Origin of the sequence: Saccharopolyspora cebuensis (assembly GCF_039542665.1) — a bacterium.
Taxonomy (GTDB): Bacteria; Actinomycetota; Actinomycetes; order Mycobacteriales; family Pseudonocardiaceae; genus Saccharopolyspora; species Saccharopolyspora cebuensis.
In genome coordinates this window covers 775,191-797,829 of record NZ_BAABII010000003.1, presented here as the reverse complement: position 1 = coordinate 797,829, position 22,639 = coordinate 775,191, and the positions used below count along the sequence as shown (strand labels likewise).

Annotated in this window: 21 protein-coding genes; 10 read left to right on the top strand and 11 right to left on the bottom strand. The window is 76.0% G+C overall.

Translation table 11 applies throughout. The annotated features are described in order from the left end of the window. Positions 1 to 80: 80 nt before the first annotated feature. From ABD976_RS06450 to ABD976_RS06435, 4 genes are all read right to left on the bottom strand, one after another. Positions 81 to 1,160, bottom strand: a complete 1,080-nt coding sequence (locus ABD976_RS06450) for a hypothetical protein (RefSeq protein ID WP_345358615.1) — start codon at positions 1,158 to 1,160, stop codon at positions 81 to 83. A 5-nt stretch (positions 1,161 to 1,165) separates the two neighbouring features. Continuing rightward, positions 1,166 to 1,369, bottom strand: a complete 204-nt coding sequence (locus tag ABD976_RS06445; protein WP_345358612.1) for a Trm112 family protein — start codon at positions 1,367 to 1,369, stop codon at positions 1,166 to 1,168. A gap of 65 nt (positions 1,370 to 1,434) precedes the next feature. After that, a complete protein-coding gene (locus ABD976_RS06440) occupies positions 1,435 to 2,784 on the bottom strand; it encodes a phosphomannomutase/phosphoglucomutase (protein WP_345358609.1) in 1,350 nt (449 codons plus the stop codon). A gap of 200 nt (positions 2,785 to 2,984) precedes the next feature. Further along, entirely contained in the window at positions 2,985 to 3,341 is a 357-nt protein-coding gene (locus ABD976_RS06435; protein ID WP_345358606.1) for a DUF3499 domain-containing protein, read from the bottom strand. Positions 3,342 to 3,508: 167 nt separating this feature from the next. Here ABD976_RS06435 and ABD976_RS06430 point away from each other — a divergent pair, with 167 nt between their 5' ends. Further along, the gene (locus ABD976_RS06430) at positions 3,509 to 3,982 is read left to right on the top strand and encodes a metallopeptidase family protein (RefSeq protein ID WP_345358603.1); all 474 of its coding nucleotides are present in this window, start codon (positions 3,509 to 3,511) and stop codon (positions 3,980 to 3,982) included. On the opposite strand, the gene ABD976_RS06425 is transcribed toward ABD976_RS06430, so the two are convergent. Both ABD976_RS06425 and ABD976_RS06420 read right to left on the bottom strand, forming a co-directional pair. Beyond that, positions 3,966 to 7,046: a glycosyltransferase gene (locus ABD976_RS06425; protein WP_345358600.1), complete on the bottom strand. Its 3,081-nt coding sequence runs from the start codon at positions 7,044 to 7,046 to the stop codon at positions 3,966 to 3,968. The genes ABD976_RS06430 and ABD976_RS06425 overlap by 17 nt on opposite strands. A gap of 106 nt (positions 7,047 to 7,152) precedes the next feature. After that, positions 7,153 to 7,404, bottom strand: a complete 252-nt coding sequence (locus tag ABD976_RS06420) for a WhiB family transcriptional regulator (protein WP_345358766.1) — start codon at positions 7,402 to 7,404, stop codon at positions 7,153 to 7,155. 137 nt (positions 7,405 to 7,541) lie between these two features. Here ABD976_RS06420 and ABD976_RS06415 point away from each other — a divergent pair, with 137 nt between their 5' ends. From ABD976_RS06415 to ABD976_RS06395, 5 genes are all read left to right on the top strand, one after another. After that, positions 7,542 to 7,748, top strand: a complete 207-nt coding sequence (locus tag ABD976_RS06415) for a hypothetical protein (RefSeq protein ID WP_345358597.1) — start codon at positions 7,542 to 7,544, stop codon at positions 7,746 to 7,748. 195 nt (positions 7,749 to 7,943) lie between these two features. Next, positions 7,944 to 8,693 carry a site-2 protease family protein gene (locus ABD976_RS06410; protein WP_345358594.1) on the top strand — a complete coding sequence of 250 codons (750 nt, stop codon included), beginning with the start codon at positions 7,944 to 7,946 and terminating at the stop codon, positions 8,691 to 8,693. A gap of 80 nt (positions 8,694 to 8,773) precedes the next feature. After that, entirely contained in the window at positions 8,774 to 9,772 is a 999-nt protein-coding gene (gene cofD / locus ABD976_RS06405) for a 2-phospho-L-lactate transferase (protein ID WP_345358591.1), read from the top strand. Continuing rightward, a complete protein-coding gene (locus ABD976_RS06400; protein ID WP_345358588.1) occupies positions 9,769 to 11,109 on the top strand; it encodes a coenzyme F420-0:L-glutamate ligase in 1,341 nt (446 codons plus the stop codon). The genes cofD and ABD976_RS06400 overlap by 4 nt, the downstream gene beginning before the upstream one ends. Beyond that, positions 11,106 to 11,666, top strand: coding sequence for an NUDIX hydrolase (locus tag ABD976_RS06395; protein WP_369775252.1), 561 nt, complete (start codon positions 11,106 to 11,108; stop codon positions 11,664 to 11,666). The genes ABD976_RS06400 and ABD976_RS06395 overlap by 4 nt, the downstream gene beginning before the upstream one ends. Positions 11,667 to 11,751: 85 nt before the next feature. Here ABD976_RS06395 and ABD976_RS06390 read toward each other — a convergent pair whose 3' ends face one another. Both ABD976_RS06390 and manB read right to left on the bottom strand, forming a co-directional pair. Next, a complete protein-coding gene (locus ABD976_RS06390; protein ID WP_345358585.1) occupies positions 11,752 to 12,657 on the bottom strand; it encodes a DNA-3-methyladenine glycosylase family protein in 906 nt (301 codons plus the stop codon). Positions 12,658 to 12,706: 49 nt separating this feature from the next. Beyond that, entirely contained in the window at positions 12,707 to 13,777 is a 1,071-nt protein-coding gene (gene manB / locus ABD976_RS06385; RefSeq protein ID WP_345358582.1) for a mannose-1-phosphate guanylyltransferase, read from the bottom strand. Between the two features lie 255 nt (positions 13,778 to 14,032). Here manB and ABD976_RS06380 point away from each other — a divergent pair, with 255 nt between their 5' ends. After that, positions 14,033 to 14,302 carry a hypothetical protein gene (locus tag ABD976_RS06380; protein ID WP_345358579.1) on the top strand — a complete coding sequence of 90 codons (270 nt, stop codon included), beginning with the start codon at positions 14,033 to 14,035 and terminating at the stop codon, positions 14,300 to 14,302. 311 nt (positions 14,303 to 14,613) lie between these two features. Here ABD976_RS06380 and ABD976_RS06375 read toward each other — a convergent pair whose 3' ends face one another. The 3 genes from ABD976_RS06375 to ABD976_RS06365 form a co-directional block, all read right to left on the bottom strand. Then, positions 14,614 to 15,486, bottom strand: coding sequence for a glycosyltransferase (locus ABD976_RS06375; protein WP_345358576.1), 873 nt, complete (start codon positions 15,484 to 15,486; stop codon positions 14,614 to 14,616). A 67-nt stretch (positions 15,487 to 15,553) separates the two neighbouring features. After that, the gene (locus ABD976_RS06370) at positions 15,554 to 16,684 is read right to left on the bottom strand and encodes a glycosyltransferase family 4 protein (protein ID WP_345358761.1); all 1,131 of its coding nucleotides are present in this window, start codon (positions 16,682 to 16,684) and stop codon (positions 15,554 to 15,556) included. Between the two features lie 116 nt (positions 16,685 to 16,800). Then, on the bottom strand, positions 16,801 to 17,892 hold the full coding sequence (locus ABD976_RS06365; protein WP_345358573.1) for a glycosyltransferase family 4 protein: 1,092 nt from the start codon (positions 17,890 to 17,892) through the stop codon (positions 16,801 to 16,803). Positions 17,893 to 17,935: 43 nt separating this feature from the next. Here ABD976_RS06365 and ABD976_RS06360 point away from each other — a divergent pair, with 43 nt between their 5' ends. Genes ABD976_RS06360 through ABD976_RS06350 form a run of 3 tightly spaced genes read left to right on the top strand, consistent with a single transcriptional unit; the run spans position 17,936 to position 22,474 of the window. After that, positions 17,936 to 18,850 (top strand): glycosyltransferase family 2 protein, encoded by a 915-nt coding sequence (locus tag ABD976_RS06360; protein ID WP_345358570.1) that lies wholly within the window; start codon positions 17,936 to 17,938, stop codon positions 18,848 to 18,850. A gap of 44 nt (positions 18,851 to 18,894) precedes the next feature. Continuing rightward, on the top strand, positions 18,895 to 21,414 hold the full coding sequence (locus ABD976_RS06355) for a glycosyltransferase (RefSeq protein ID WP_345358568.1): 2,520 nt from the start codon (positions 18,895 to 18,897) through the stop codon (positions 21,412 to 21,414). Then, a complete protein-coding gene (locus ABD976_RS06350) occupies positions 21,407 to 22,474 on the top strand; it encodes a glycosyltransferase family 4 protein (protein ID WP_345358565.1) in 1,068 nt (355 codons plus the stop codon). Before ABD976_RS06355 ends, ABD976_RS06350 begins: the two co-directional genes overlap by 8 nt. The last annotated feature ends 165 nt before the right edge of the window (positions 22,475 to 22,639 follow it).

The following is a 22,639-nucleotide window of genomic DNA, read 5'->3' as shown; positions in this document are numbered from 1 at the left end:
CGCTCGGCGGACCACCTACCGGGGACAGCACACCGGTCCGGTGGCCGCGCCCGCATCGGGGGTGGCCCTGACCTTTCCCCTCAGTGCGCCGCCAGGGCCGGCCAACCCGGGCCGTTGACGGTGCCGGAGGCCAGCCCGAGGTAGACGGCGGCGAGGTCGAAGCGAGCGGCGAAGACCCCGGCGCGCACCGCGGCGTCCTCCTGCTCCGACCCGTCCGGGCTCAGCAGGTCCGCGCCGGGCAGGTCCCGGACCGCCGCCCGCTCGACGGCCTCGGTCCGGTCGTCCTGCCGGGCCCGGACCAGGAAGACCCGCAGCGCCCCGGCACCGCGCTCGTCCGGGTCGGCGAACAGGTCGGCCTCCGAGCCGACCGAGCTCGCCGCGCGCAGCAGCGCGGTCCGGGTGACCGCCTGGTGGTAGTCGGCGACGTCGCAGGCCACCCCGGCGAGGCAGCCGAAGGCGAACGCGCCGTGCGCGGCGACCGCGGCGCCCACCGGCTCGATCCCCCACAGCAGCGGGGTGTGCTCGGCGACCCGCAGCGCCAGCGACTTGGCCGGGTTGACCAGCACGTCGTTGTCCGGGTGGGCCCGCTCGGACTCCCGGTCCAGCGCGTCGGCCAGCGCCTCGGTGTCGGTGCGCAGCAACCCGAGCGCGCCGAGCACCGCCAGCCCGGAGGCGAAGGCGTGGCCGAACGACAGCTCCGGCGGCACCGGCAACCGGGGCGGCAGCACCGTGGCGCGTCCGGCGCCCGCGGCGGCCACCGGACCGTCCTGCGGCACGGCCACCACGACCGTCGCGCCGCGCCGGGAGGCCCGCGACAGCGACTCGGCGAGCACCTGGTCGTTGCCGTCGTCGGTGTGCGCGAACACCACGTCCAGCGCACCGATCCAGGACGGGGCGCTGTCGGCGATCACCACCGGCACCGGGCACGCCGGGCCGAGCAGCGCCGCCAGCACCCGGCACACCCCGTCACCGACCCCGGGCCGGGCCAGCAGCACCAGGGCGCGCGGGCGCAGTTCGGCGAGGTCGTCGAGGCCCTTCTCGGCGGCCGTCTCGACGGCCGCCCGCACCTGCGCCCCGGACAGGGCCGCCTGCCGCAGCAGCCCCCGCCCGTCGGCCTCGACCAGCCGGGCGGGGTCGTCGAAGAGGGTGTCGTCGAGCATCGCCCTCACCTGCCTCCGGAGGGGCCGCCGACGGCCTCCTCCAGCAGCAGGACCGGGATGCCGTCCCGGATCGGGAAGCCGCGACCGCACGAGGTGCAGGTCAGGTAGTCGGCTTCCGGATCGTCGGCGAGTCCCGGCTGCAGCGGTGCGTGCTGCTCGCACGGGCAGGCCAGGATCTCCAGCAACTGGGGTTCCAGCGCGGCGGCCATATTTCCTCCCAAGGTCGCCCGGATCGCCCCGGGCTCGCACTCCGGCCGTCGGGTAGACGACGTCTTCAGCCGCGGACTACCGCCAGCACCTCGTCGCGCAGCGCGGCCACGGTGTCGGCGTCCCCCGCCTCCACGTTGAGCCGGAGCAGCGGCTCGGTGTTGGAGGGACGCAGGTTGAACCACGATCCGTTGCCGAGCTCCACGGTAAGCCCGTCGAGGTCGTCGACACGAGCACCGTTGCGTTCCCGGAACGCGTCGGCGACCGCGCGCATCCGCTCGGCCTGGTCGTCGACCGTCGAGTTGATCTCCCCCGAGGCCGCGTACCGGGTGTACTCGGCCATCAGCTCCGACAGCGGCCGGTCCTGCCCGCCGAGCGCGGCGAGCACGTGCAGCGCCGCCAGCATCCCCGAATCGGCGCGCCAGAACTCGCGGAAGTAGTAGTGCGCGGAGTGCTCGCCGCCGAAGATCGCACCGGTCTCCGCCATCGTCTGCTTGATGAAGGAGTGGCCGACGCGGGTGCGGACCGGCTGCCCGCCGTGCTCGGCGACGATCTCCGGCACCGACTTCGAGGTGATCAGGTTGTGGATGACCGTCCCGCCGGGCTCCTTGGCCAGCTCGCGCACCGCGACCAGCGCGGTGATGGCGCTCGGCGGAACGGGGTCGGCGTTCTCGTCGACCACGAAGCAGCGGTCGGCGTCGCCGTCGAAGGCCAGGCCCGCGTCGGCGCCGACCTCGCGCACCTTGGCCTGCAGGTCGACCAGGTTGGCCGGGTCCAGCGGGTTGGCCTCGTGGTTCGGGAAGGTGCCGTCGAGCTCGAAGTACATCGGCACCACCTCGATCGGCAGCCCCTCGAACACGGTCGGCACGGTGTGCCCGCCCATGCCGTTGCCCGCGTCGACCACGATCTTCAGCGGCCGGATCGACCGGAGGTCGACGAGCCCGCGCAGGAACTCGGCGTAGTCGCCGAGCATGGTCCGCTCCGAGATGCCGCCCTGGGCGCCGAGGAACTCCGGCACCCCGTGGGTGACGAGCTCCTGGATCTCGGACAGCCCGCTGTCCTGGCCCACCGGGGCCGCGCCCGCCCGGCACAGCTTGATGCCGTTGTACTGCGCCGGGTTGTGGCTGGCGGTGAACATGGCGCCCGGCAGCTCCAGCCGGCCGGAGGCGAAGTACAGCATGTCGGTGCTGGCCAGCCCGATGTTGATCACGTCGATGCCCTGGCCGGCGATGCCCTCGGCGAAGGCCGCGGCCAGACCCGGCGACGATTCCCGCATGTCGTGGCCGACGACGATCGCCGGTCCGCCGACCAGGCGGGTGAAGGCGGCGCCGAACTCGCGGACGAGGTCCTCGTCGAGCTGCTCCCCCACCACCCCGCGGATGTCGTACGCCTTGACGATCCCGGACAGGTCCCGCACGCTTGCCCTCCCAGATACGGCCTCGGTGTGGACCGAAGCCTACCGGCGAGCACCGTCCCGCTGGGGGTCGCTCGGCGCCCGCGAGCCGTTCATCACGGTGTTCACCGGGCCGTTCGATCCGCGACACCGCCGCGTCCGCTCCTCGATCGGCTCCCGTCCACCGGCCTTATTCGTCCACCGGCCTTATTCGTCCACCGGCCTTATTCGTCCACCGGATCGGGCAGCGCCCGGAGGTGCCCGCGGCGGATGCCGGTGGTGCCCAGGTCAGGCGGCACCGGGCGGTCGGAGCGTCCGGCCTCCCGCACCGCCTCGGCTAACGCCGTGAGGTCGTCGTCCGAGGGCTCGGGCATCGCGAACTCGCCCTCGTACCGGACGACCTCCCACCCCTTCGGCGCGGTCAGCCGCAGCGCGTGCGCCTCGCACAGGTCGTAGCTGTGCGGCTCGGCCGAGGTGGCCAGCGGGCCGACGACCGCGGTCGAGTCGGCGTAGGCATACGTGAGCGTGGCGACGGCCGGGTTGGTACATCCCGTCCGCGAGCACCGCCTCACGCTCCGCACGACACGCACGATAGCGCCCCGGGCCCGGCCCGCGCCGCAGGCACGCGGGAACGGCTCGGGCGGAACGGATCACAACGGGTGCTCCCGCCGCACCTGCCGTGCGAAAAGCCGACGCCGCGGCGCGGAGCGCTTCCTCCGCGACCGGGTGGGAGGCGTACCCTCTGCGCGTGGTGACCGCACGTGGATCTCGGCGGCGCGGCCGGCTTCAGCGGGACCGGCGCGGCCGCGGCCTGCGCGGACCGCTGTACCCGTCGTCGGTGCCGGTCTCGCGCAGCCGCTCGCAGCGCTTCGACGCGCTGGTGCTGGAGGCGCTGGAGCCGATCGAGCAGCGCTGGCACGCCGAGCTGACCCAGCTCGACGTCGCCGTCGACGAGGTGCCCGAGATCGAGACCACCGTCCCGGAGAAGCTGGTCTGGGACGACGACGTGGTGGTGGACGCCAACGTGCCGCTGGCCAGGCTCGTCCCGGCGGGCGTGGACCGCAGGGGGTTGCCCACGCGGGCCCGCATCGTGCTCTACCGGCGCCCGCTGGAGGCCCGCGCGCGCGACGGCACGGACATGGCCGACCTGCTGCACGACGTGCTGGTCGAGCAGGTGGCCGCCTACCTGGGCCTGGACCCGGACGTCATCGACGAGCAGTGACCCGCCCGGGCAGCGCGGCGACCGCGGTGAACAGGATCGCCGCGGCCTGCGCGATCAGCAGCGCGGTGCGCGGCGCCTCGGTGTAGCCGACCCGCACCTCGGCGGCCCGCTCCGGCAGCGGGACCGCGACCTGGTCGCCCCAGGCGGTCGCCAGCGGCGCGGCCCGCCCGTCGACGGTGGCCCACCACCCGGGCTCCTGCGGGACGCCCAGCACCAGCGTCCGGCCCACCCCGCCCGGGGTCACCCGCACCGCGACCGCGGGCGGCGCGGCGTCCACCGGCAGCGGCCGGGCCCGCGGCGCCGGGGCCGGTTCGGTGCGCGCCTGCCGGGCCAGGTCGGGCCCGAGCAGCGAGACCGGGCTGCTCGGGAACAGCAGGCGCAGCACCACCCGCCCGTCCGGCAGTCGGCCGCGCTCGGTGGCGAGGCTGCCCGCCGCCGACACCAGCCGCGGATCGTCGGTGGCCACGTGCGAGACCCCGCGCGCGGCGGCCGAGGCCAGCGCCCCGCGCACCCGTTCCGGGTCGCCGGAGCGCAGGTCGGCGCGCACCCGGTCCCGCCAGCGGGCGGCCGAGGGCACCGGAGCCAGGTCGGCGTCGCCGAAGCGCGGCCGGGCACCGCCGGGCAGCCGGGCGGGTTCGCCCAGGTCCAGCAGCCGACCGGGTTCCCGCAGTTCAGCGGCCAGCGCCGGATCGACCGGGGTGGAGCGGGCGCGCAGCGGGCCGTCCACCCCCACCAGCGCTCCCGAGGCGGCGAGCCCCAGCAGCCCGGCGGCGGTGAGGCAGGCGGCGACGGGCAGCGCGCGACGCCCGACCCGGGCGCTGAACAGGCCGGACCTGAGCCGGCCGGTGCCCAGCAGCATCCAGCAGCACCCGGCGGCGGCCAGCACCAGCGGCGCCCCCGCCCAGCCGGGTCCGCTCGGCCCGCCCCCGATCGGCGCGGCGGTCCAGGTGCCGACCAGCACCGCCGCCGCCCAGCCCGCGACGAGCACCACGACGCCGGGCAGCATCCGCCTGCTCGGCGCGAGCAGCAGCGCCCCCAGCGCGCCGACCACCAGCAGGACGCCCGCCAGCGCGAGCGGGGTGCCGTCCGGGCTCAGCGCCAGCAGCCACGGCCCGGCGGGCGCGGCGGGCAGCGGGGCGCCGGTGCCGTGCAGCAGGAGTTCCGGGTGGCGCACCCACTGGAGCGGCCACGGCAGCAGGCAGGCCACCGGGAGCAGCACGAGCGCGGCCAGGCCGGCGGCGCGGCGGCGGGCGTGGCCGGGGGCGGCGGGCACCGCGACGAAACCGAGCACCGCGAGGGCCACCAGCACCAGGTGCAGCAGGGGGACGAAGGCGCCGATCCCGGCCAGGCCCAGCGCGGTCAGGCAGGCGGTGGCCAGCCAGCTCCGGTCCGGCGACGGCCCGGCCGCCGCGGCGATCCCGGCCAGCACCGGCGGCACCAGCACGTGCACCACGAGCACGTCGAGCCGTCCCTGGACCGCCGACAGCGCCACCGCGGGCAGCAGCGCGTAGGCCGCCGCCACCAGCGCGCGCCGGGTGCGCGACACCGGCAGCGCCCGGGTCGCCGCGTAGGCGGTGAGCCCGGCCAGCACGACGCCGAGGCCGAACAGCCCGGCGACCACCACCGCCGGACCGCCGAGGACCGACCCGAACAGGGCCAGCACCAGCAGCGACGGGCTCGCCGGGGCGGCGGTGCCCCCGGCGGCCGGGTGCCAGGCGGCGAGGTAGTCGCCCCAGGTGGTGCCCAGGTCGGCGACCGGTAAGAGGCGGCCGCCGTGCAGCTCGGTGCTGAACCTGCCCGCCTCGGCCAGCACCCCGCCCGCGACGACGGCGAACACCAGCAGCGCGGCGGTGAGCAGCAGCGGTGGGGTCAGCACGAGGGCGCGCAGCAGCCGGCGGCCGTCGACCGGCACCGCCAGCAGCTCGGGGCGGCGCTGCACCGGGGAGGGGACGTCCCCGATCCCGGCGGTCACCACGACCGGACCGCCGCCGCGGCGACCCCGGCGCCGCACCGGTTCGGCGCCGCCCCCGCCGGGCGGCTCGTCGGGGACGGGCACCGGATCGCCCCACGCCGGGTCCTGCGCGACGCGGGCGCGCACCAGCGCCGCCACCCGGCGGCGGAGGGCGGTGCGCAGCCGTTCGGGCCGTCCGGTGCGCAGCCCGCGCACGTCGTGGCGGCTCGGGAGGACTTCGGCGCGGCGGGCCCGGGCGGCGGTGATCCCGAGCCGTCCGCGCAGCAGCGCGGTGAGCACCGACGCCTCGGTGCGGGCTTCGGTCCAGCGGCGCAGCAGCGCGAACCCGACGAGCCGGAGCAGCGCCAGCCACGCCAGCCGGGGCGCCCCGAGCAGGGCGGACCACCGCGCGGTGCCGACCAGGAAGGTGCGCACCCCGGCAGCGCGGTCGGCGGACGCGGGTTCCGGGCGCGGCGCCCGCACCCGCGCGGTGCTCGCGCACACCACCGCGTGCCCGGCGAGGTTGAGCCGCCAGCCGAGGTCGAGGTCGGCACCGCGCAGCGGCAGCTCCGGGTCGAGCCCACCGAGCCGTTCGACGACCTCGCGGCGCAGCAGCGCTCCGGCGGCCGGGACGGCGAGCACCTCGGTGATCCCGGGTGCGGCGCCCAGCAACGCCGGGTCCACTTCGGACAGATCGCCGCCGGATCGCCGGTTCCCGCTGCTGTCGGTGGACAGACCGGCGGCGACGACCAGCCGGGGATCGTCGCGGTCGAGCACCAGCGGGCCGATCGCCGCGGCGTCCGGATCCCGCGCGGCGACGGCGAGCAGCGCGGCCAGGCAACCGGGTTCGGGCGCGGTGCCCGCCGGGAGCAGCCACAGCCACTCCTCGCCGGTCGCGCGCTCAGCGGCCCGCCGCACGGCGGCGGTGCCGGTCCCGGCGTCGAGCACCTCGTCGACCAGGCCGTCGGCGCGGGCCGCGGCGAGCTCCTCGCCCCGGCCCACCGCGATCACCCGGCGGGGACGGATCTCCTGGTGCCGCAAGACTTCCAGCGCGTCCACCGGGGACTCGTCCCGGCACAGCACGATCGCCAGCACCGGCGCGGTCGCGGCCACTGAACCTCCCCACGGCTGGTCCACCCACCGCGCAACGGTAGTGCACCACCGGGGGAATCGGGACAGCTCCGGACCGGCGGATTTCCCCGCCGGTCCGGAGGCCGCCTCACACGGCGCGGCGCTTGAGCTTGCGACGCTCCCGTTCGGACAGTCCGCCCCAGATCCCGAAGCGCTCGTCGTGCGCCAGCGCGTATTCGAGGCATTCGGCGCGGACCTCGCAGCCGGCGCAGATCCGCTTGGCCTCCCGGGTGGATCCGCCCTTCTCCGGGAAGAACGCCTCCGGGTCGGTCTGCGCGCACAGCGCGCGTTCTTGCCACTCCTGCTCTTCCTCGTCGAGTTCGAACAGGTCGGACAGCATGTCGAGTTCCGCGATCCGAGCGTCCCCACGCTCCATCAGCCGGCCCTCTCCTGATTCCCACATGGCTCAAGCCCCCGGTCTCTCCCGATCCCACCGGCCCTCCCCAGGGCCGGAACAGGGACGCACTCCAGGCTGCGGTGGGCCTGCCACCGCTCCTCTTCGCGGCGTGCCGCACCTTCGACGGCGTCCTCGCCACCGTCGCCGACGGGTCCCGGCTCCTCAGCGGTCGCCGGACCTCGATCGACCCGTATCCCGACCTGGCCTCCCGCGCCGGTCGGGCGCCGCACGATCACCGCACCGACCAGGGCGGCAGCGGTTCACGTCAGCGAATAACACTGCTGTGATTACACCCGTGTAGCTCCTTGCGGTCAAGCGGAAACCTTCCGTAGGGGGACACCGCGGGGATCTCCCCGGACGGCGCTCGGAAGGGCTCGTTCAGCGCAACGACCTGTGGTCCTTCCGGCCCCGCCGGTGTCCGTGATCATGGATACCACCCCGCGGACGACCTCGCCCGGTGAGCGGTTGTGGACACTGGTGGTGTGACACACTCCGCGACACGGGTCAGCCCCGTCTTCCTCGCCCTGCTCGGCGTGACCGCCCTGGGCTGCGTGCTCGCCGGTTTCGACGCCACCCCGCTGCGGATCGCCGGGGTGGTGCTGATCGTCCTCGGCGGCTGGGCGGTTTCGCTGTGCCTGCACGAGTTCGGGCACGCCATCACCGCGTTCCGGGGCGGCGACCGCGAAGTGGCCCTGAAGGGCTACCTGACGCTGGATCCGCGCCGCTACACCGATCCCGTGCTGAGCATCGTGCTGCCGCTGCTGTTCGTGGCGATCGGCGGCATCCCGCTGCCGGGCGGCGCGGTGTGGATCAACCACCACGCGCTGCGCGGGCGGCGCACCGAATCGATGGTGTCGCTGGCCGGACCGGCGACGAACCTGGTGCTGGGCCTGCTGCTGGCCACCGCGGTGGCGCTGCTGCCGATGCCGCCCGGGCTCGCGGCGGGCTTGTCCTACCTGGCCTTCCTGCAGGTGATCGCGTTCGTGCTCAACATCCTCCCGGTGCCGGGCCTGGACGGGTACGGCGCGCTGGAACCGTGGCTGTCCGGTCCGGCGCGGCAGTTCGGCGAGCGCGCCCGCCCGTGGGCGCCGCTGGTGCTGTTCATGGTGATCCTGGGCGTTCCCGGGGTGGCACCGGCGTTCTTCGGCCTGGCCTACTTCGTCTTCGACGTGGTCGGCGGGGACGCGTGGCTGTCGCTCCAGGGCCAAGGCCTGTTCCGGTTCTGGGACTGACCGCCGGTTCTGGGACCGACCGGGGTCCCGGCCGGTGGGATGCCGCCGCGCGGACTCGCGCGCGTGCGAGGATCGGAGCCGTGAAGGTCGTAGTTCTGGTCGGCGGCGTCGGCGGCGCCCGCTTCCTCCTCGGCGTGAAGGCGGCGCTGGGCCTGCCCCCGGTGGGCGAGCCCGAGCAGCCCTCGGAGCACGAGATCACCGCCGTGGTCAACGTCGGTGACGACGCCTGGATGCACGGGTTGCGGATCTGCCCGGACCTCGACACCTGCATGTACACCCTGGGCGACGGGATCGACTCGGCGAAGGGCTGGGGACGGCTCGACGAGACCTGGTCGGTCAAGGACGAGCTGGCCGCCTACGGCGCCGAGCCGAGCTGGTTCGGCCTGGGCGACCGGGACATCGCCACCCACCTGGTGCGGACCCGGATGCTGCGCGCCGGGTACTCGCTGTCGGCGGTGACCGAGGCGCTGTGCGACCGGTGGCGGCCCGGCGCGGCGCTGCTGCCGGTCACCGACGACCGGGTGGAGACCCACGTCGCGATCGAGGACCCGGCCAGCGGCGAGCCGCGCGCGGTGCACTTCCAGGAGTGGTGGGTGCGCTACCGGGCCGAGCCGGAGGCGGGCGCGATCGTGCCGGTGGGCGCCGACGAGGCCGCACCGAGCCCGGCGGTGCTCGCCGCGCTGGCCGAGGCCGACGTGGTGCTGGTGGCGCCGTCGAACCCGGTGGTCAGCATCGGCACGCTGCTCGCGGTCCCCGGTTTCCGGGAGGCGCTGCGGTCCGGGCCCGCTCCCGTGGTGGGGCTGTCCCCGATCGTCGGCGGCCGACCGCTGCGCGGGATGGCCGACGCCTGCCTGCGCGCGATCGGCGTGGACAGCACCGCCGAGGCGGTCGCCGCGCACTACGGCGCGCGGAGCGCGGACGGCATCCTGGACGGCTGGCTGGTGCACACCGGCGACACCGCCGAGGTCCCGGGCGTGGCGGTCCGCGCGGTGCCGCTGCTGATGTCCGATGTGGACGCCACGGCCGAGATGGCGCGGGCCGCCTTCGAGCTGGCCGGGCTGCCGGGAGGGGACCGATGAAGGATCACGCCGCCGCCGGGCTGGAGCTGCACGCGGTCACCGGGCTGCCCGAGTTCGGGGCGGGCGACGACCTGGCCGCCGCCATCGCCGCCGCCGCGCCGTGGCTCGACGACGGCGACGTCGTGGTGGTCACCAGCAAGGTGGTGTCCAAGGTCGAGGACCGGATGGTCCCCGCCCCGCCCGACCCGGAGGAGCGCGACCGGGTGCGGCGCGAACTGGTGCTCGCCGAGTCCACCTCGGTGCTCGCCCGGTACCGGCGGACCCTGATCACCGAGAACCGGCTCGGCATCGTGCAGGCCGCCTCCGGCGTCGACGCCTCGAACGTGCCGCGGGACCGCATCGCGCTGCTGCCCGAGGACCCCGACGCGTCCGCGCGGCGGCTGGTCGACGGGCTGGCCGCGCGGCTGGGCGTGCGGGTCGGGGTGGTCATCACCGACACCATGGGCCGCGCCTGGCGCAACGGCCAGACCGACGTGGCGATCGGTTCCGCCGGGCTGCGGGTGCTGCACCGCTACGCGGGCAGCACCGACGCGCAGGGCAACGAGCTCGCGGTCACCTCGGTCGCCGTCGCCGACGAGATCGCCGGGGCCGCCGACCTGGTCAAGGGCAAGCTCGGCGGAGTTCCGGTGGCGGTGCTGCGCGGGTTCACCGCCGAGGACGACGGCTCCACCGCGCGGGACCTGGTCCGCCCGGCCGCGGAGGACCTGTTCCGGATGGGCACCCGGGAGGCCCTCGAGCAGGGCCGCCGGGAGGCGGTGCTGGTGCGCCGCTCGATCCGCTCGTTCAGCGACGAACCGGTGGATACGGAGGCGCTGCGGCGGGCGGTCGGCGCCGCGCTGACCGCACCCGCACCGCACCACACCCGGCCGGTGCGCTTCGTGCGGCTCCGCAACCGTCCACTGCGGACGAAGCTGCTGGACGCGATGCGCACCGCCTGGCTGGACGACCTGCACGGCGATGGGATGGACGAGCACGCCGCCCGGCGCCGCACCGCTCGCGGCGGGCTGCTCTACGACGCCCCCGAGGTGGTGCTGCCGTTCCTGGTGCGCGAGGGCGCGCACGACTACCCCGACCAGCGGCGGTCCGCGGCCGAGGAGCGGATGTTCACCGTGGCCGGCGGCGCGGCGGTGCAGGGCCTGCTGGTGGCGCTGGCCGCCGAGGAGCTGGGCTCCTGCTGGGTGTCCTCGACGCTGTTCTGCCCCGACGTGGTCCGCGGCCAGCTCGACCTGCCGGACTCCTGGGAGCCGCTGGGCGCCGTCGCGATCGGGCACCCGGCCGAACCCGCCGCCGGACCCCGGCCGCCCCGGGACCTCGACGAGGGGTGGGTGGAGCTGTGACCGGCGCGCTGAGCGCGGACGCCCGCGCGGTGCTGCGGGACTGGGCGCCGGAGGCCCCCGAGCAGAGCTCGCTGCGGCACGCCTACCTCGGGCTGCTGGCGGCCCGCCCGGACGACGCGTGCCTGCGCGCCTGCGAGCCCGGGCACCTGACCGCCTCGGCGGTGCTGTTCGACGCGGCGGGCGAGCACGTGCTGCTCACCCTGCACCCCAGGGTCGGGCTGTGGTTGCAGCTCGGCGGGCACTGCGAGCCGGAGGACCTGTCGCTGGCCGGGGCCGCGCTGCGCGAGGCCACCGAGGAGTCGGGGATCGACGGGCTGGTCGTGGACCCGGACCCGGTGCACCTGGAGGTCCACCCGATCACCTGCTCGCTGGGCGTGCCCACCCGGCACTTCGACGTCCGCTTCGCGGTCCGCGCCCCGGCGGGGGCCGAACCCCGGCGCAGCGACGAGTCCCTGGACCTGCGCTGGTGGCCGGTGGACGCCCTCCCGCCGGAGTCCGGCCTCGAACCGATGGTCGCGGCCGCCCGCGCCCGGCTCACCGCGCAGCGGGACGGCTGAGCGGCGTCCGGGCGGTTCTCGGAACCGCTTCCGGTACGGGTCAGCGGCCTCCTCGCTCCGGGAACCGCTCGGCGAGGTACGGGAATCACATCGCCCGGTAGTCGCGGGCGGGCATCCTGGGGCCGTACCGCGGCCGCCCGGCCCCGGCCGCGGTCAGGCAGCGGACGGCCCGGTGCCGGTGGCCCGCGTAGGGCTCCAGGGCGGCCAGCATCCCCTCGTCGTCGGCGGGACGGCCGGTGAGCGCCAGCCCCACGATGGTGGGCAGGTGGTAGTCGCCGACGCTGACGGCGTCCGGGTCGCCCCAGGCGCGCTGGGCGATCTCGGCCGCGGTCCACGGTCCGATGCCCGGCACCTTCCGCAGCAGCTCGCGCCCGGCGGTGCCGCGCAGCTCGGCGGCCCGCTCCAGGCTTCCGGCCACCGAGGCCGCCGCGAGCAGGGTGCGGCGGCGGGCGCCGTCGACCCCGGCGCGGTGCCACTCCCAGTCGCGGACGGCCCGCACCCGCTGCGCGTCCGGCGGCACCCGCAGCCGGTCGGGGGCGGGACCGGGCGCCGCGGCGCCGAAGCGGCGGGCCAGCTCCCGCCAGGACCGCCACGCCTCGCGGCCGGTGACCTTCTGCTCCAGCACCGCGGCCAGCAGCACGTCCCACACCCGGCCGGTCGCACCCAGCCGCATCCCCCGGGACAGGTGCCTGCCCCGGGCGACCACGTCGTGCACCGGCTCGAACCCGGTGTCGTCATCGGCGGCGCCGAGCAGGTCGGGAACCCCGTCGAGGACCCGGGCCGCACCGGGCCCCCAAGCGGTCGCGACGACCTCGCCGCCGGCGGCCTCGCGCAGGCGCAGCGTCGCCGGACCGGCGGTCGTGGTGGTGCCCCACCAGAGGCCGTCCGGCCCGGCCAGGAAGGTCGGGTCGCCGCTGCCCCGGCGCAGCGGCGCCAGCACCCGCTCCAGGTCGAGCGGGTACGGCGGCAGCCACGTCCGTTCAGCGTCCATCGGGTCCTCTCCGCGCCGGAGCCGCTCGCCGGCCGGGAGAGGCTCCTGATCAGTCCGCCGAGAACCGCACGCCGCCGGGGGGCAGTTCCACGCCCGGCCACACGCGCAGCCCGTCGAGCAGTTCGCAGCCGGCGCCGATCGTCGCGCCGTCGCCGACCACCACGTCGCGCAGCACCGCGCCCGGGCCCACCACGGCCCCGGCACCGAGCACGCTGCGCTCCACCACGGCGTCCGCGCCCACGCGCGCGCCGTCGAACAGGGTCGACCCGTCGACGTGGGCCCCCGCTTCGACCGTACAACCCGCGCCGACGGTGCTCCCACCGCGCGCCACCGCGTCCGCCGCCACCTCGGCCCCGGGCAGCAGCAGCGCCTCACCCGGCTCGCCCGGCAGCGCCGCGGAGGGCACCACGCCGCGCACCAGGTCGGCCGAGCCGCGCACGAACGCCGCGGGCGTGCCCATGTCCAGCCAGTACGAGGAGTCCACGAAGCCCGCCACCCGGGAGCCGCCGGCCAGCAGGCCGGGGAAGGTCTCGCGCTCCACCGACACCGGCCGCCCGGCGGGGATGGCGTCGATCACCTCGCGGCGGAACACGTAGCAACCGGCGTTGATCTGGTCCACCGGCGGGTCGTCGGTCTTCTCCAGGAACGCGGTGACCCGGCCGTCGGCGTCGGTCGGCACGCAGCCGAAGCGCCGGGGGTCGTCCACCCGCACCAGGTGCAGGGTGACGTCGGCCGCATCGGCCCGGTGCGCCGCGAGCAGCGCGCCGAGGTCGACGCCGGAGAGGATGTCGCCGTTGAACACGAGCACGTCGGGGGCGCTGAGCCGGTCGGCGACGTTGCGGATCGCCCCGGCGGTGTCCAGCGGCTCCTCCTCGACCACGTACTCCAGGTCCAGGCCCAGCTCCGATCCGTCACCGAAGTGCTCGGCGAACACCTCCGCCTTGTAGGAGGTGCCCAGCACCACGTGCCGGACGCCGATCGCGCGCAGCCGGGACAGCAGGTGGCTCAGGAACGGCACCCCGGCGGTGGGCAGCATCGGTTTCGGCGCCGACAGGGTCAGCGGGCGCAGCCGCACCCCCTTGCCGCCGACCAGCACGACCGCTTCGGCATCGGTGGACATCGGGACGGCTCCTCCTCGCGCTTACCATGACGAAAACCCATTGGGGGGAATACTCTGGCAGGGGCCACGTCATAATGGACGGCGGGGCCACCTCGTGGGGGCCGAACGCCCGACCCGATGCCCAGACCTTGCGGACACCGACCCGGCGACTGAGAGGGCTTCCTTATGGACCCGCGCCATCGAGCCGACGAAGCACTTGCTCGCGCGCGGGCACGCAGCGCGTTCGTCGTCACCCCCGACAACGCCACCTCCCCGATGGATGCCGCGAACACCGTCCGCATACCGCGCTCCGTGGTCGGCGCCGCCGAGGAGGCGCAGCACCCGGACACCACGCAGGTGCTGCCGAACTCCGCGCCGCCCCAGCAGGTCCAGCAGCCGCAGGCCCCGCAGGCACCGCCGCAGCAGCAGACCGGCTGGCCGTCCCAGGACTACGGGCAGCTCCCGCCGAACCCGTACCACGCCCAGCGCGGCCCGGACGAGTTCGGCCCCCTCGGCTCCGCACCCCAGCACTACCCCCAGTACTGACCAGCGAGGACCGTTTTCGCCGATGGCCTGCGTGGCGGTGCGGGTAGCGGAACCTCAGCGGCCTTCTCGCTCCGGGCGCCCTTCCTCATGTACCAACCACGTACACAGCGTCAGGGCGTCCTCGCGAGAAGACCGCTGAGAACCCGCGGCGGTGCCGGCTGCGTGCCTCACCGCATGCGGCTCCGCCGCATTCCGAAAGGCCCCTCACGCCCGGCCTCACCCGTTCGAGAAATGAGTGAGGGGCACCCTTGCCCAAGTAACTCGGACAAGGGTGCCCCTCACTCGGTGTTCTCCCGGGTGAGTTCACCCCATCAGGTCTTCGCCGAGCGGGTCTCCAGCTTGGCGCGCGCCGACAGGGCACCGCGCAGCGCGAGGCGCAGCGGGGCGTTGACCGGTCCGGGGTGGCGGTCGGCGAGGTAGCGGTAGGCGCTGCGGTGGTGCTCGGCGAGCATCCGCCCGGAGGCGCTGCTGGTGGAGGCGCCGCCGATGTGCATCACCCGGGCGCTGGGCACGTACACGTTCCGCCACCCGGCGCGGGCGAGCCGGTCGCCGAGGTCGACGTCCTCGAAGTACATGAAGTAGCGCGGGTCGAACCCGTCGACCGAGTCGAACGCCTCGCGGCGCAGCAGCAGGCAGGACCCGGACAGCCAGCCCGCCGCGCGCTCGGTGATCTCGGCCTCGGACTGCCGGTACTCCCGGGTCCACGGGTTGGCCGGCCAGACCTTGCCCAGCAGCGCGTGCCCGGCGCCGCGGCCGAGCGAGGGCAGCAGCCGGGCGGACGGGTAGACCGCGCCGTCGGGTTCGGTGATCAGCGGCCCGAAGGCACCGCCGCGCGGCCACCGGCCCGCCGCCGCGAGCAGCTCGTCCAGCGAGCCCTCGCCCCACTCCAGGTCGGGGTTGGCCACCACCACCCAGCCGCATTCCGGGCCGAGCGCCGCGACGCCCCGGTTGGCACCGGCGCCGTAGCCGAGGTTGCCGCCGGTGGGCACGAATTCGACGTGGTCGTGGGCTGCGGCGGCCTGCTGCGGCGCCTGGTCGGTCGATCCGTTGTCGGCGAGGACCACCCGCACCGACCGCTCGGTGGCGGTGGCCAGGGTGTCGAGGAAGCGTTCCAGCGTCTCGCCCGGCGAGTAGGTCACGGTCACGACGGCGAGCTCATCGCCATAGGTGCGCACGTCGGTCACCCGGTCGATTCTGCCGTCCGGCGGGTGCCCGCCCGGACGGAGGTCCGCGCCGGTTCCGGTCGGGCGCTCAGCGGGTGCGGCCGTGCAGGTCGTGGGCGCGCTCGTAGGCGGCGCGGTGCCGCACGGCGCACGCCGCCCAGGTGAACTCCTTGGCCCGCCGCTGCGCCGCCTCGGCCAGCGCGGCGCGCCGGGCGGGGTCGTCGAGGAGCTCGGCGAGCGCGGTGGCGATCGCGCCCTCGTCGACCCCGCCGTAGGCGACCGCCTCGCCGCCGACCTCGGGCAGGCTCAGCCTGCGGGTGGTGAGCACCGCCGCCCCGCACGCCATCGCCTCCAGCACCGGCAGGCCGAAGCCCTCGCCGATGCTCGGGTAGGCGACCACGTCGGCGCCGCCGAGGAAGCCGGCGAGCTGGTCGAAGGGCAGGTACCCGGCGCGGATGACCCGGAAGCGGTGCGGCACCGCTTCCAGCGCCCGCTCCACCCGGGTGTCCCAGCCGGGTTGCCCGGCCAGCACCAGCGCCGGCGGGTCGGGGCGGCCCAGGCAGGCGAGGGTGAAGCCGCGGATCAGCGCGGGCACGTTCTTGCGCGGTTCCAGCGCGCCGAGGAACGCCACGTAGGGCTGGTCGCGGAGCTGGAGCCGCTCGCGGACGGCGCGGATCTCCTCCGGCGCGGGCGGGTGGAACCGGTCCGGGTCGACCCCGTGGTACATCACGTGCATCGCGCGCCGGTCGGCCCCGGCGGTGCGGGCGAGTTCCGCGGCGGTCGCCTGGCTCGGCACCGCGCACAGGGTGGCCCGGCGCAGCGCCGCACGGGTCCACGCCCGGAAGAACCGCGCCTTGACCGGGGAGTGCAGCGCCGGGTCGGTGAAGAACGTCGCGTCGTGCAGCGTCACCACGGAGGCGACCGGGTTGGCCAGCGGCGTGGTGTAGTGCGGCGAGTGCAGCACGTCGACGCCGAGGCGGCGGACCAGGCGGGGCAGCGTGGTCTGCTCCCAGGTGAGCCGGGCGGTGCGGGTCGCCACCGCCTCGGCCGCCGGGACGATCCGGGAGCGCGGGGCGAGCGCGTGGTACAGCTCGGCGTCGCGCGGCTGGCAGGCCACCGCGATCCGGGCGCCGTCGGCGTCCAGCGCGGCCAGCAGGGAATCCACGTACCGGCCGACGCCGCCCCGGTCCGCTGGGACCGCGGTGGCGTCGATCAGGATTCGCGGATCACCTCTGCGCACCCGAGCAGGGTACGGAACGACCGGGAGCGGCCGGGCACGTTCCGGTGAAAACGGTCGCCGCCCACCGGCCCGGATCCGAGTGCGGGGCACCTCACTCAGGTCTCGGCAGGGTGCACGTCGCCGGTGTGCAGGTGCCAGACGGCGCGGGCGGTGCGTTCCCAGTCGAAGTCGGCCGCGCGGCGGCGGCCCCGCTCGGCCGCCCCGGCGCGGACGTCGGGGTCGGTGGCCCGGCGCAGCGCGGCGGCCAGCGCCGCCGGATCACCGCGCGGCACGGCGAAGCCCGCGCCGCCGACGACCTCCACCAGGGCCGGGGCGTCGGAGTGCACGACCGGGACGCCCAGGGCCATCGCCTCCAGCGCCGGGAGCCCGAACCCCTCGTCGAGGCTGGGCACCGCGAGCGCGGTGGCGCGGCGCAGCAGGACGGCGAGGTCGGCGTCGTCGACGGCGCCGAGCAGCCGCACGTCGGCGCCGTGCTCGGCGGCCAGCGCGGGCACGTCGAGCCCGCCCCAGCCCGGCGAGCCGACGATCAGCAGCGGCAGGTCGCGCTCGGGCAGCAGGCCCATCGCGGGCACCAGGTGCTGGTAGCCCTTGCGCGGTTCCACGGTGCCGACGGCGAGCACGTAGCGGGGCGGCAGGTCCGGCAGCCGACCGGGATCGGGTTCGGCGAGCAGCGACGGCGGGACGCCTTCGCCGATGACGTGCACCGGTGCGCCGGACACCCGGGCGGCCAGTTCGGCGGCCACCGCGCGGGTGGGCACCACCAGCGCGTCGGCGTGCCGCGCGGCCCGCCCGATCATCCGCCGGTGCCACCCGGCGCCGCGCCGGGTCAGCGTGCCCGGGCAGGTCCACGGGACCGCGTCGTGCACCGTGACCACCAGGCGGCGCCCCCGGCGGCGGGGCGGGGCCAGCGGGGTCGGGGCGTGCACCGCGTCCCCGCCGGGCCACAGCGGGACGCCGCGCTCCCAGGCCGCGATCAGCCCGCGGCGCGGCAGCGGGAGCACCCGGGGCCCCCGCACCCCGGGCACCTCGGCGGCGCCGGGATCACCGGAGCGGCTGACCACGCTGCTCAGCTCCCAGCCCGGCGGGGCGAGGCGGGCCATCGCGCGCAGCAGTTCGCGGGTGTAGCGGCCGGTGCCACCGGGGACCGGGGCGACCAGCTGCTCGGCGATCACGACGAGCTCGGGCACCGGCCCAGCCTGCCACGCCCGGTGCCCGCTACCGTCGTCGGTCGTGACGACGGCACGCAGCACCGTGGTGGTGGTGACCTGGCGCGGGGCGCGGCACCTGACGGCCTGCCTGGACGCGCTGGCCGCCCAGCGGAGCCCGCACCGGGCGCTGGTGGTGGACAACGGCTCCACCGACGGCACCGCCGAGCTGCTCGCGGCGCACCCCAGCGCCCCGGAGGTGCTCCGGCTGCCGGTGAACGCCGGTTACGCGGGGGCGATGGCGGTCGCCCTGCACCGGGTGCGCACGCCGTTCATGGCCTGGCTCAACGACGACGCGGCGCCCGACCCGGGCTGGCTGGGCGCGCTGGAGGCGGCGCTGGACCGGGACCCGGCGGCCGCCGCGGCCTCGTCGGTGCTGCGCGCCCCGGACGGGCGGGTGCAGTCGTCGGGGGTGCGGCTGACCGCCGACGGGCACGGCGCCGACGTCCCGCGGGCGACCGAGGTGTTCGGCTTCTGCGGTGGGGCCGCGCTGCTGCGCACCGAGGTGCTGCGGGCCGCGGGCGGCGTTCCCGCGCACTACTTCTGCTACTACGAGGACACCGACACCGCGTGGCGGTTCCGGCTGGCCGGTCGCTCGGTGGTCGCGGTCCCGGAGGCCACCGCCGTGCACCTGCACGGGGCGAGCAGCGCTCCGGGTTCGGCCCCGTTCCACCGCTGGAACGAGCGCAACCGGCTGCTGACCCTGCTGCGCTGCGCCCCCGGGCGGGTGGCGGCGCGGGAGCTGGCCCGGTTCGCCGCGATCACCGCCGCGCTGCCGCTGCGCCGCGCGGTGCCGGACGCGGCGAACTTCCGGGTGCCGCTGCGGCTCCGGGTGCTGGCGGAGGTGCTGCGCGGGCTGCCCGCCGCGCTGCGCGTCCGCCGCGCCGCGGGCGACGCCCGGGCGCGGGCCCGGGTCTGGCGCGACTGGGCGGGTCGCTGAACCATCCCTCCGATCCTCAGGGCGCGGCCCCGCGCGATCACCTGATGGTGCAGGCTTGGGGCATGGCCGAGCAGCTCCCCCTCGTGTCCGTGATCGTGGTCAACCACCGCGGCGCCGACGACACCATCACCTGCGTGCGCGCGGTGCGCGACGAGCTCGACTACCCGGCGGAGCTGCTGGAGGTGATCTGCCTCGACAACGCCTCCGGGGACGGCAGCGCGGACCGGATCCGGACCGCCGCGCCGGACGTGCGGGTGATCGAGTCCGCCACCAACACCGGGTTCGCCGGCGGCTGCAACACCGCGGCGGAGCAGGCCACCGGGCAGGTGCTGGCCTTCCTCAACAACGACGCCAGGCCCGACCGCGCGTGGGTGCGCGCCGCGGTCGCGGTGCTGCGCGGCGAACCGACCGTGGGCGCGGTGGCCAGCAAGGTGCTGGACTGGGACGGGCAGCGGATCGACTTCGTCGACGGCGGGCTGACCTGGTTCGGCATGGGCTACAAGCGGCACGCGGGCGAGCTCGACGACGGTTCCCACGACGCCGCCCGCGACGTGCTGTTCGGCACCGGTTCGGCGCTGTTCGTGCGCGCGGAGCTGTTCACCGCCCTGGGCGGCTTCGACGACCGCTACTTCATGTTCTACGAGGACGTCGACCTCGGCTGGCGGCTGAACCTGCGCGGCTGGCGGGTGCGCTACGAGCCGAGGTCGCTGACCTACCACCGGCACCACGCCTCGATGGCCGAAGTCGGCGACGCCCGCGAGCACTACCTGCTGGAGCGCAACGCGCTGGCCACCCTCTACAAGAACGTCTCCGACGAGACGCTGGCCAAGGCGCTGCCCGCGGCGATGGCGCTGGCGGTGCGGCGGGCCACCGCGCGCGGCGAGGTCGACCCGACGCAGCTGGAGATTACCCGCCGCCCGGACGGGCCGGACGACGCCTCCCCGGTGCCGGTGGACCGCAGCGCGCTGGCCGGGATGCTGGCCATCGACCAGTTCGTCGAGCTGCTGCCGTCGCTGAAGCGCTCCCGGGAGCAGGAGCAGCGCGACCGCGTCCGCAGCGACACCGACCTCATCCCGCTGATGCGCAAGGCGATGGAGCCGGCCTACCCGCTGCCCCGCTACCTCGCGGCGCACGACGCGCTGGTCGAGGCGTTCGAGCTCGACGAGGTCTTCGGCCGCCCGCGCCGGATCGCGGTGATCACCGGGGACGCGGTCACCGAACGGATGGCCGGTCCGGCGATCCGCGCGTGGCACATGGCCGAGGTGCTGGCCGCCGAGCACGAGGTGCGGCTGGTCAGCGTCAACTCCAGGGTCGACGCGCCGGACGCGGCGTTCCCGGTGGTGGCCTCGACGCAGCGCGAGCTGCCCGGCCACGTGGAGTGGGCCGACGTGGTGATCCTGCAGGGGCACGTGCTGGAGATGGTGCCCGCGCTGAAGAAGCTCGACTCCACCACCGTCGTGGTCTGCGACGTCTACGACCCGATGCACCTGGAACTGCTGGAGCAGGGCCGGGACACCGACGACGAGCGGCGCGCGGCCGACCTCGCCGGGGTCACCAAGGTGCTCAACACCCAGTTGCGGCGCGGGGACTTCTTCCTGTGCGCCTCGGAGCGGCAGCGGCACTTCTGGCTCGGCCACCTGGCGTCGCTGGGCAGGCTGACCCCGGGCCTCTACGACGACGACCCGACGGTGCGCTCGCTGCTGTCGGTGGTGCCGTTCGGGCTGCCCTCGGTCGCGCCGCGCCGCACCGGTCCGGCGATCAAGGGGGCGCAGCCGGGCATCGACGCCGACGACAAGGTGGTCCTGTGGGCGGGCGGCGTCTACAGCTGGTTCGACCCGCTGACGCTGCTGCGCGCGGTGCACCGGCTGGCCCAGGACCACAACGACGTCCGGCTGTTCTTCCTCGGCATGAAGCACCCGAACCCGGACGTGCCGGAGATGGGCATGGCCGACCGGACCCGGGCGCTGGCGCGGGAGCTCGGCATGACGGGCAAGACGGCGTTCTTCAACGAGACCTGGGTGCCCTACGCGCAGCGGCAGAACTTCCTGCTGGACGCCGATTGCGGCGCCACCACGCACTTCGAGCACGTGGAGACCACGTTCGCGTTCCGCACCCGGGTGCTGGACTACCTGTGGGCCGGGCTGCCGGTGGTGACCACCGACGGCGACTCGTTCGCCGACCTGGTGCGCCAGGAGCGGATCGGCGTCGTGGTCCCCGCCGAGGACCCGGCCGCGCTGGCCGAGGCGCTGGAGAAGGTGCTCTACGACGAGGAGTTCGCGGCGGGCTGCCGGGACCGCATCGAGGCGGTGCGGGAGCGGTTCACCTGGGAGTCGGTGCTCGCCCCGCTGACCGCGTTCTGCCGCGATCCGCGCCCGGCGGCCGACCGGCTGCGGGCCACCGCGCCGCTGGTGCGCAGCGCCCCGCTGCTGCCCGGCGAGCGGGTGCGGCGGGACCTGTCGCTGGTGCGCGAGTACCTCGACGCGGGCGGGCCGCTGGAGGTCGCCCGGCGGGCCACCGGCCGGTTGCGGCGGCTGGCCGCCGACCGGCTGCCCGGCCGTGGCTGAGCCCGCGGTCGTCGTCGACGGCACCCCGCTGCTCGGGCGGCGCACCGGGATCGGCCGCTACACCGCGTGCCTGCTGGCCGAGCTCGCGGGCGCGGTGCCGCTGCGGGTGATCGGGTTCACGGCGCGCGGCCGGGCCGCGCTGCCCGGGCTGGTCCCGCCGGGCGCCCGGGTGGTCGGGCCGCCGGTGCCGGCGCGGGCGTTGCGCGCGTGCTGGCGCCGGCTGCCGTTCCCGCCGGTCGAGCTGCTCGGAGCGGTCGGCGACGTGGTGCACGGGACGAACTTCGTGCTGCCGCCGTCCCGCTCCCCCGGCGTGCTCACCGTGCACGACCTGGCTTTCCTGGACGATCCGGCGCTGGCCGAACCGGACCTGCCCGCGCTGGTCCGGCGCTCGGCGCGGCGCGCCGCGGTGGTGTGCACCCCGACCGCCGCGGTCGCCGAGGTGGTGCGGACCCGGCTCGACGTGCCCGCCGAGCGGATCGCGGTCACCCCGCTGGGCGTGGACCCGGCGTGGTCGTCGGCCGCGCCGCTGGACGCCGAGGCCCGCGCCCGGCTCGGCGTTCCCGGCCAGTACCTGCTGTTCGTCGGGGCCGGGGGACCGCGCAAGGGCCTGCCGGTGCTGCTGCGGGCGCTGTCGGCGGACCTGCCGCCGCTGGTCGTCGCGGGCCCCGCCGCCGCGGGCCAGCTCACCGCACCGGACGGCGCGGTGACGCGGACCGGCTACCTCGACGACGACGTGCTGCGCGGGCTGGTCGCCGGGGCCGCCGCGCTGGTGCTGCCGTCCCGCGACGAGGGGTTCGGGCTGCCCGCCCTGGAAGCGCTGGCCTGCGGCGTCCCGGTGGTGTGCTCGGACGTCCCGGCGCTGCGCGAGGTCACCGGCGGGCACGCGGACCTGGTCCCGCCCGGGGATCCCGGGGCGCTGCGCGAAGCCCTGCGCACCGCCGCGGCCCGGCCCCGCGACGCCGCCTCCGACGCGGCGCGGCGCGCGCACGCCGCCGGGTTCACCTGGCGCGCCTGCGCCGAAGCCACCCGGGCCGCCTACCACCGCGCAGCCCGCACCTGACCCCCGACCTGAGTGAGGGGCACCCTGTACCGCATGACGTGGTACAGGGTGCCCCTCACTCAGAACGCCCCAGGACGACGCTCACCCGTTCGGGACGTGCGTGAGGGGCACCCTTGTCCCAGTAACTTGGGCAAGGGTGCCCCTCACTCAGTTCCCGAACGGGTG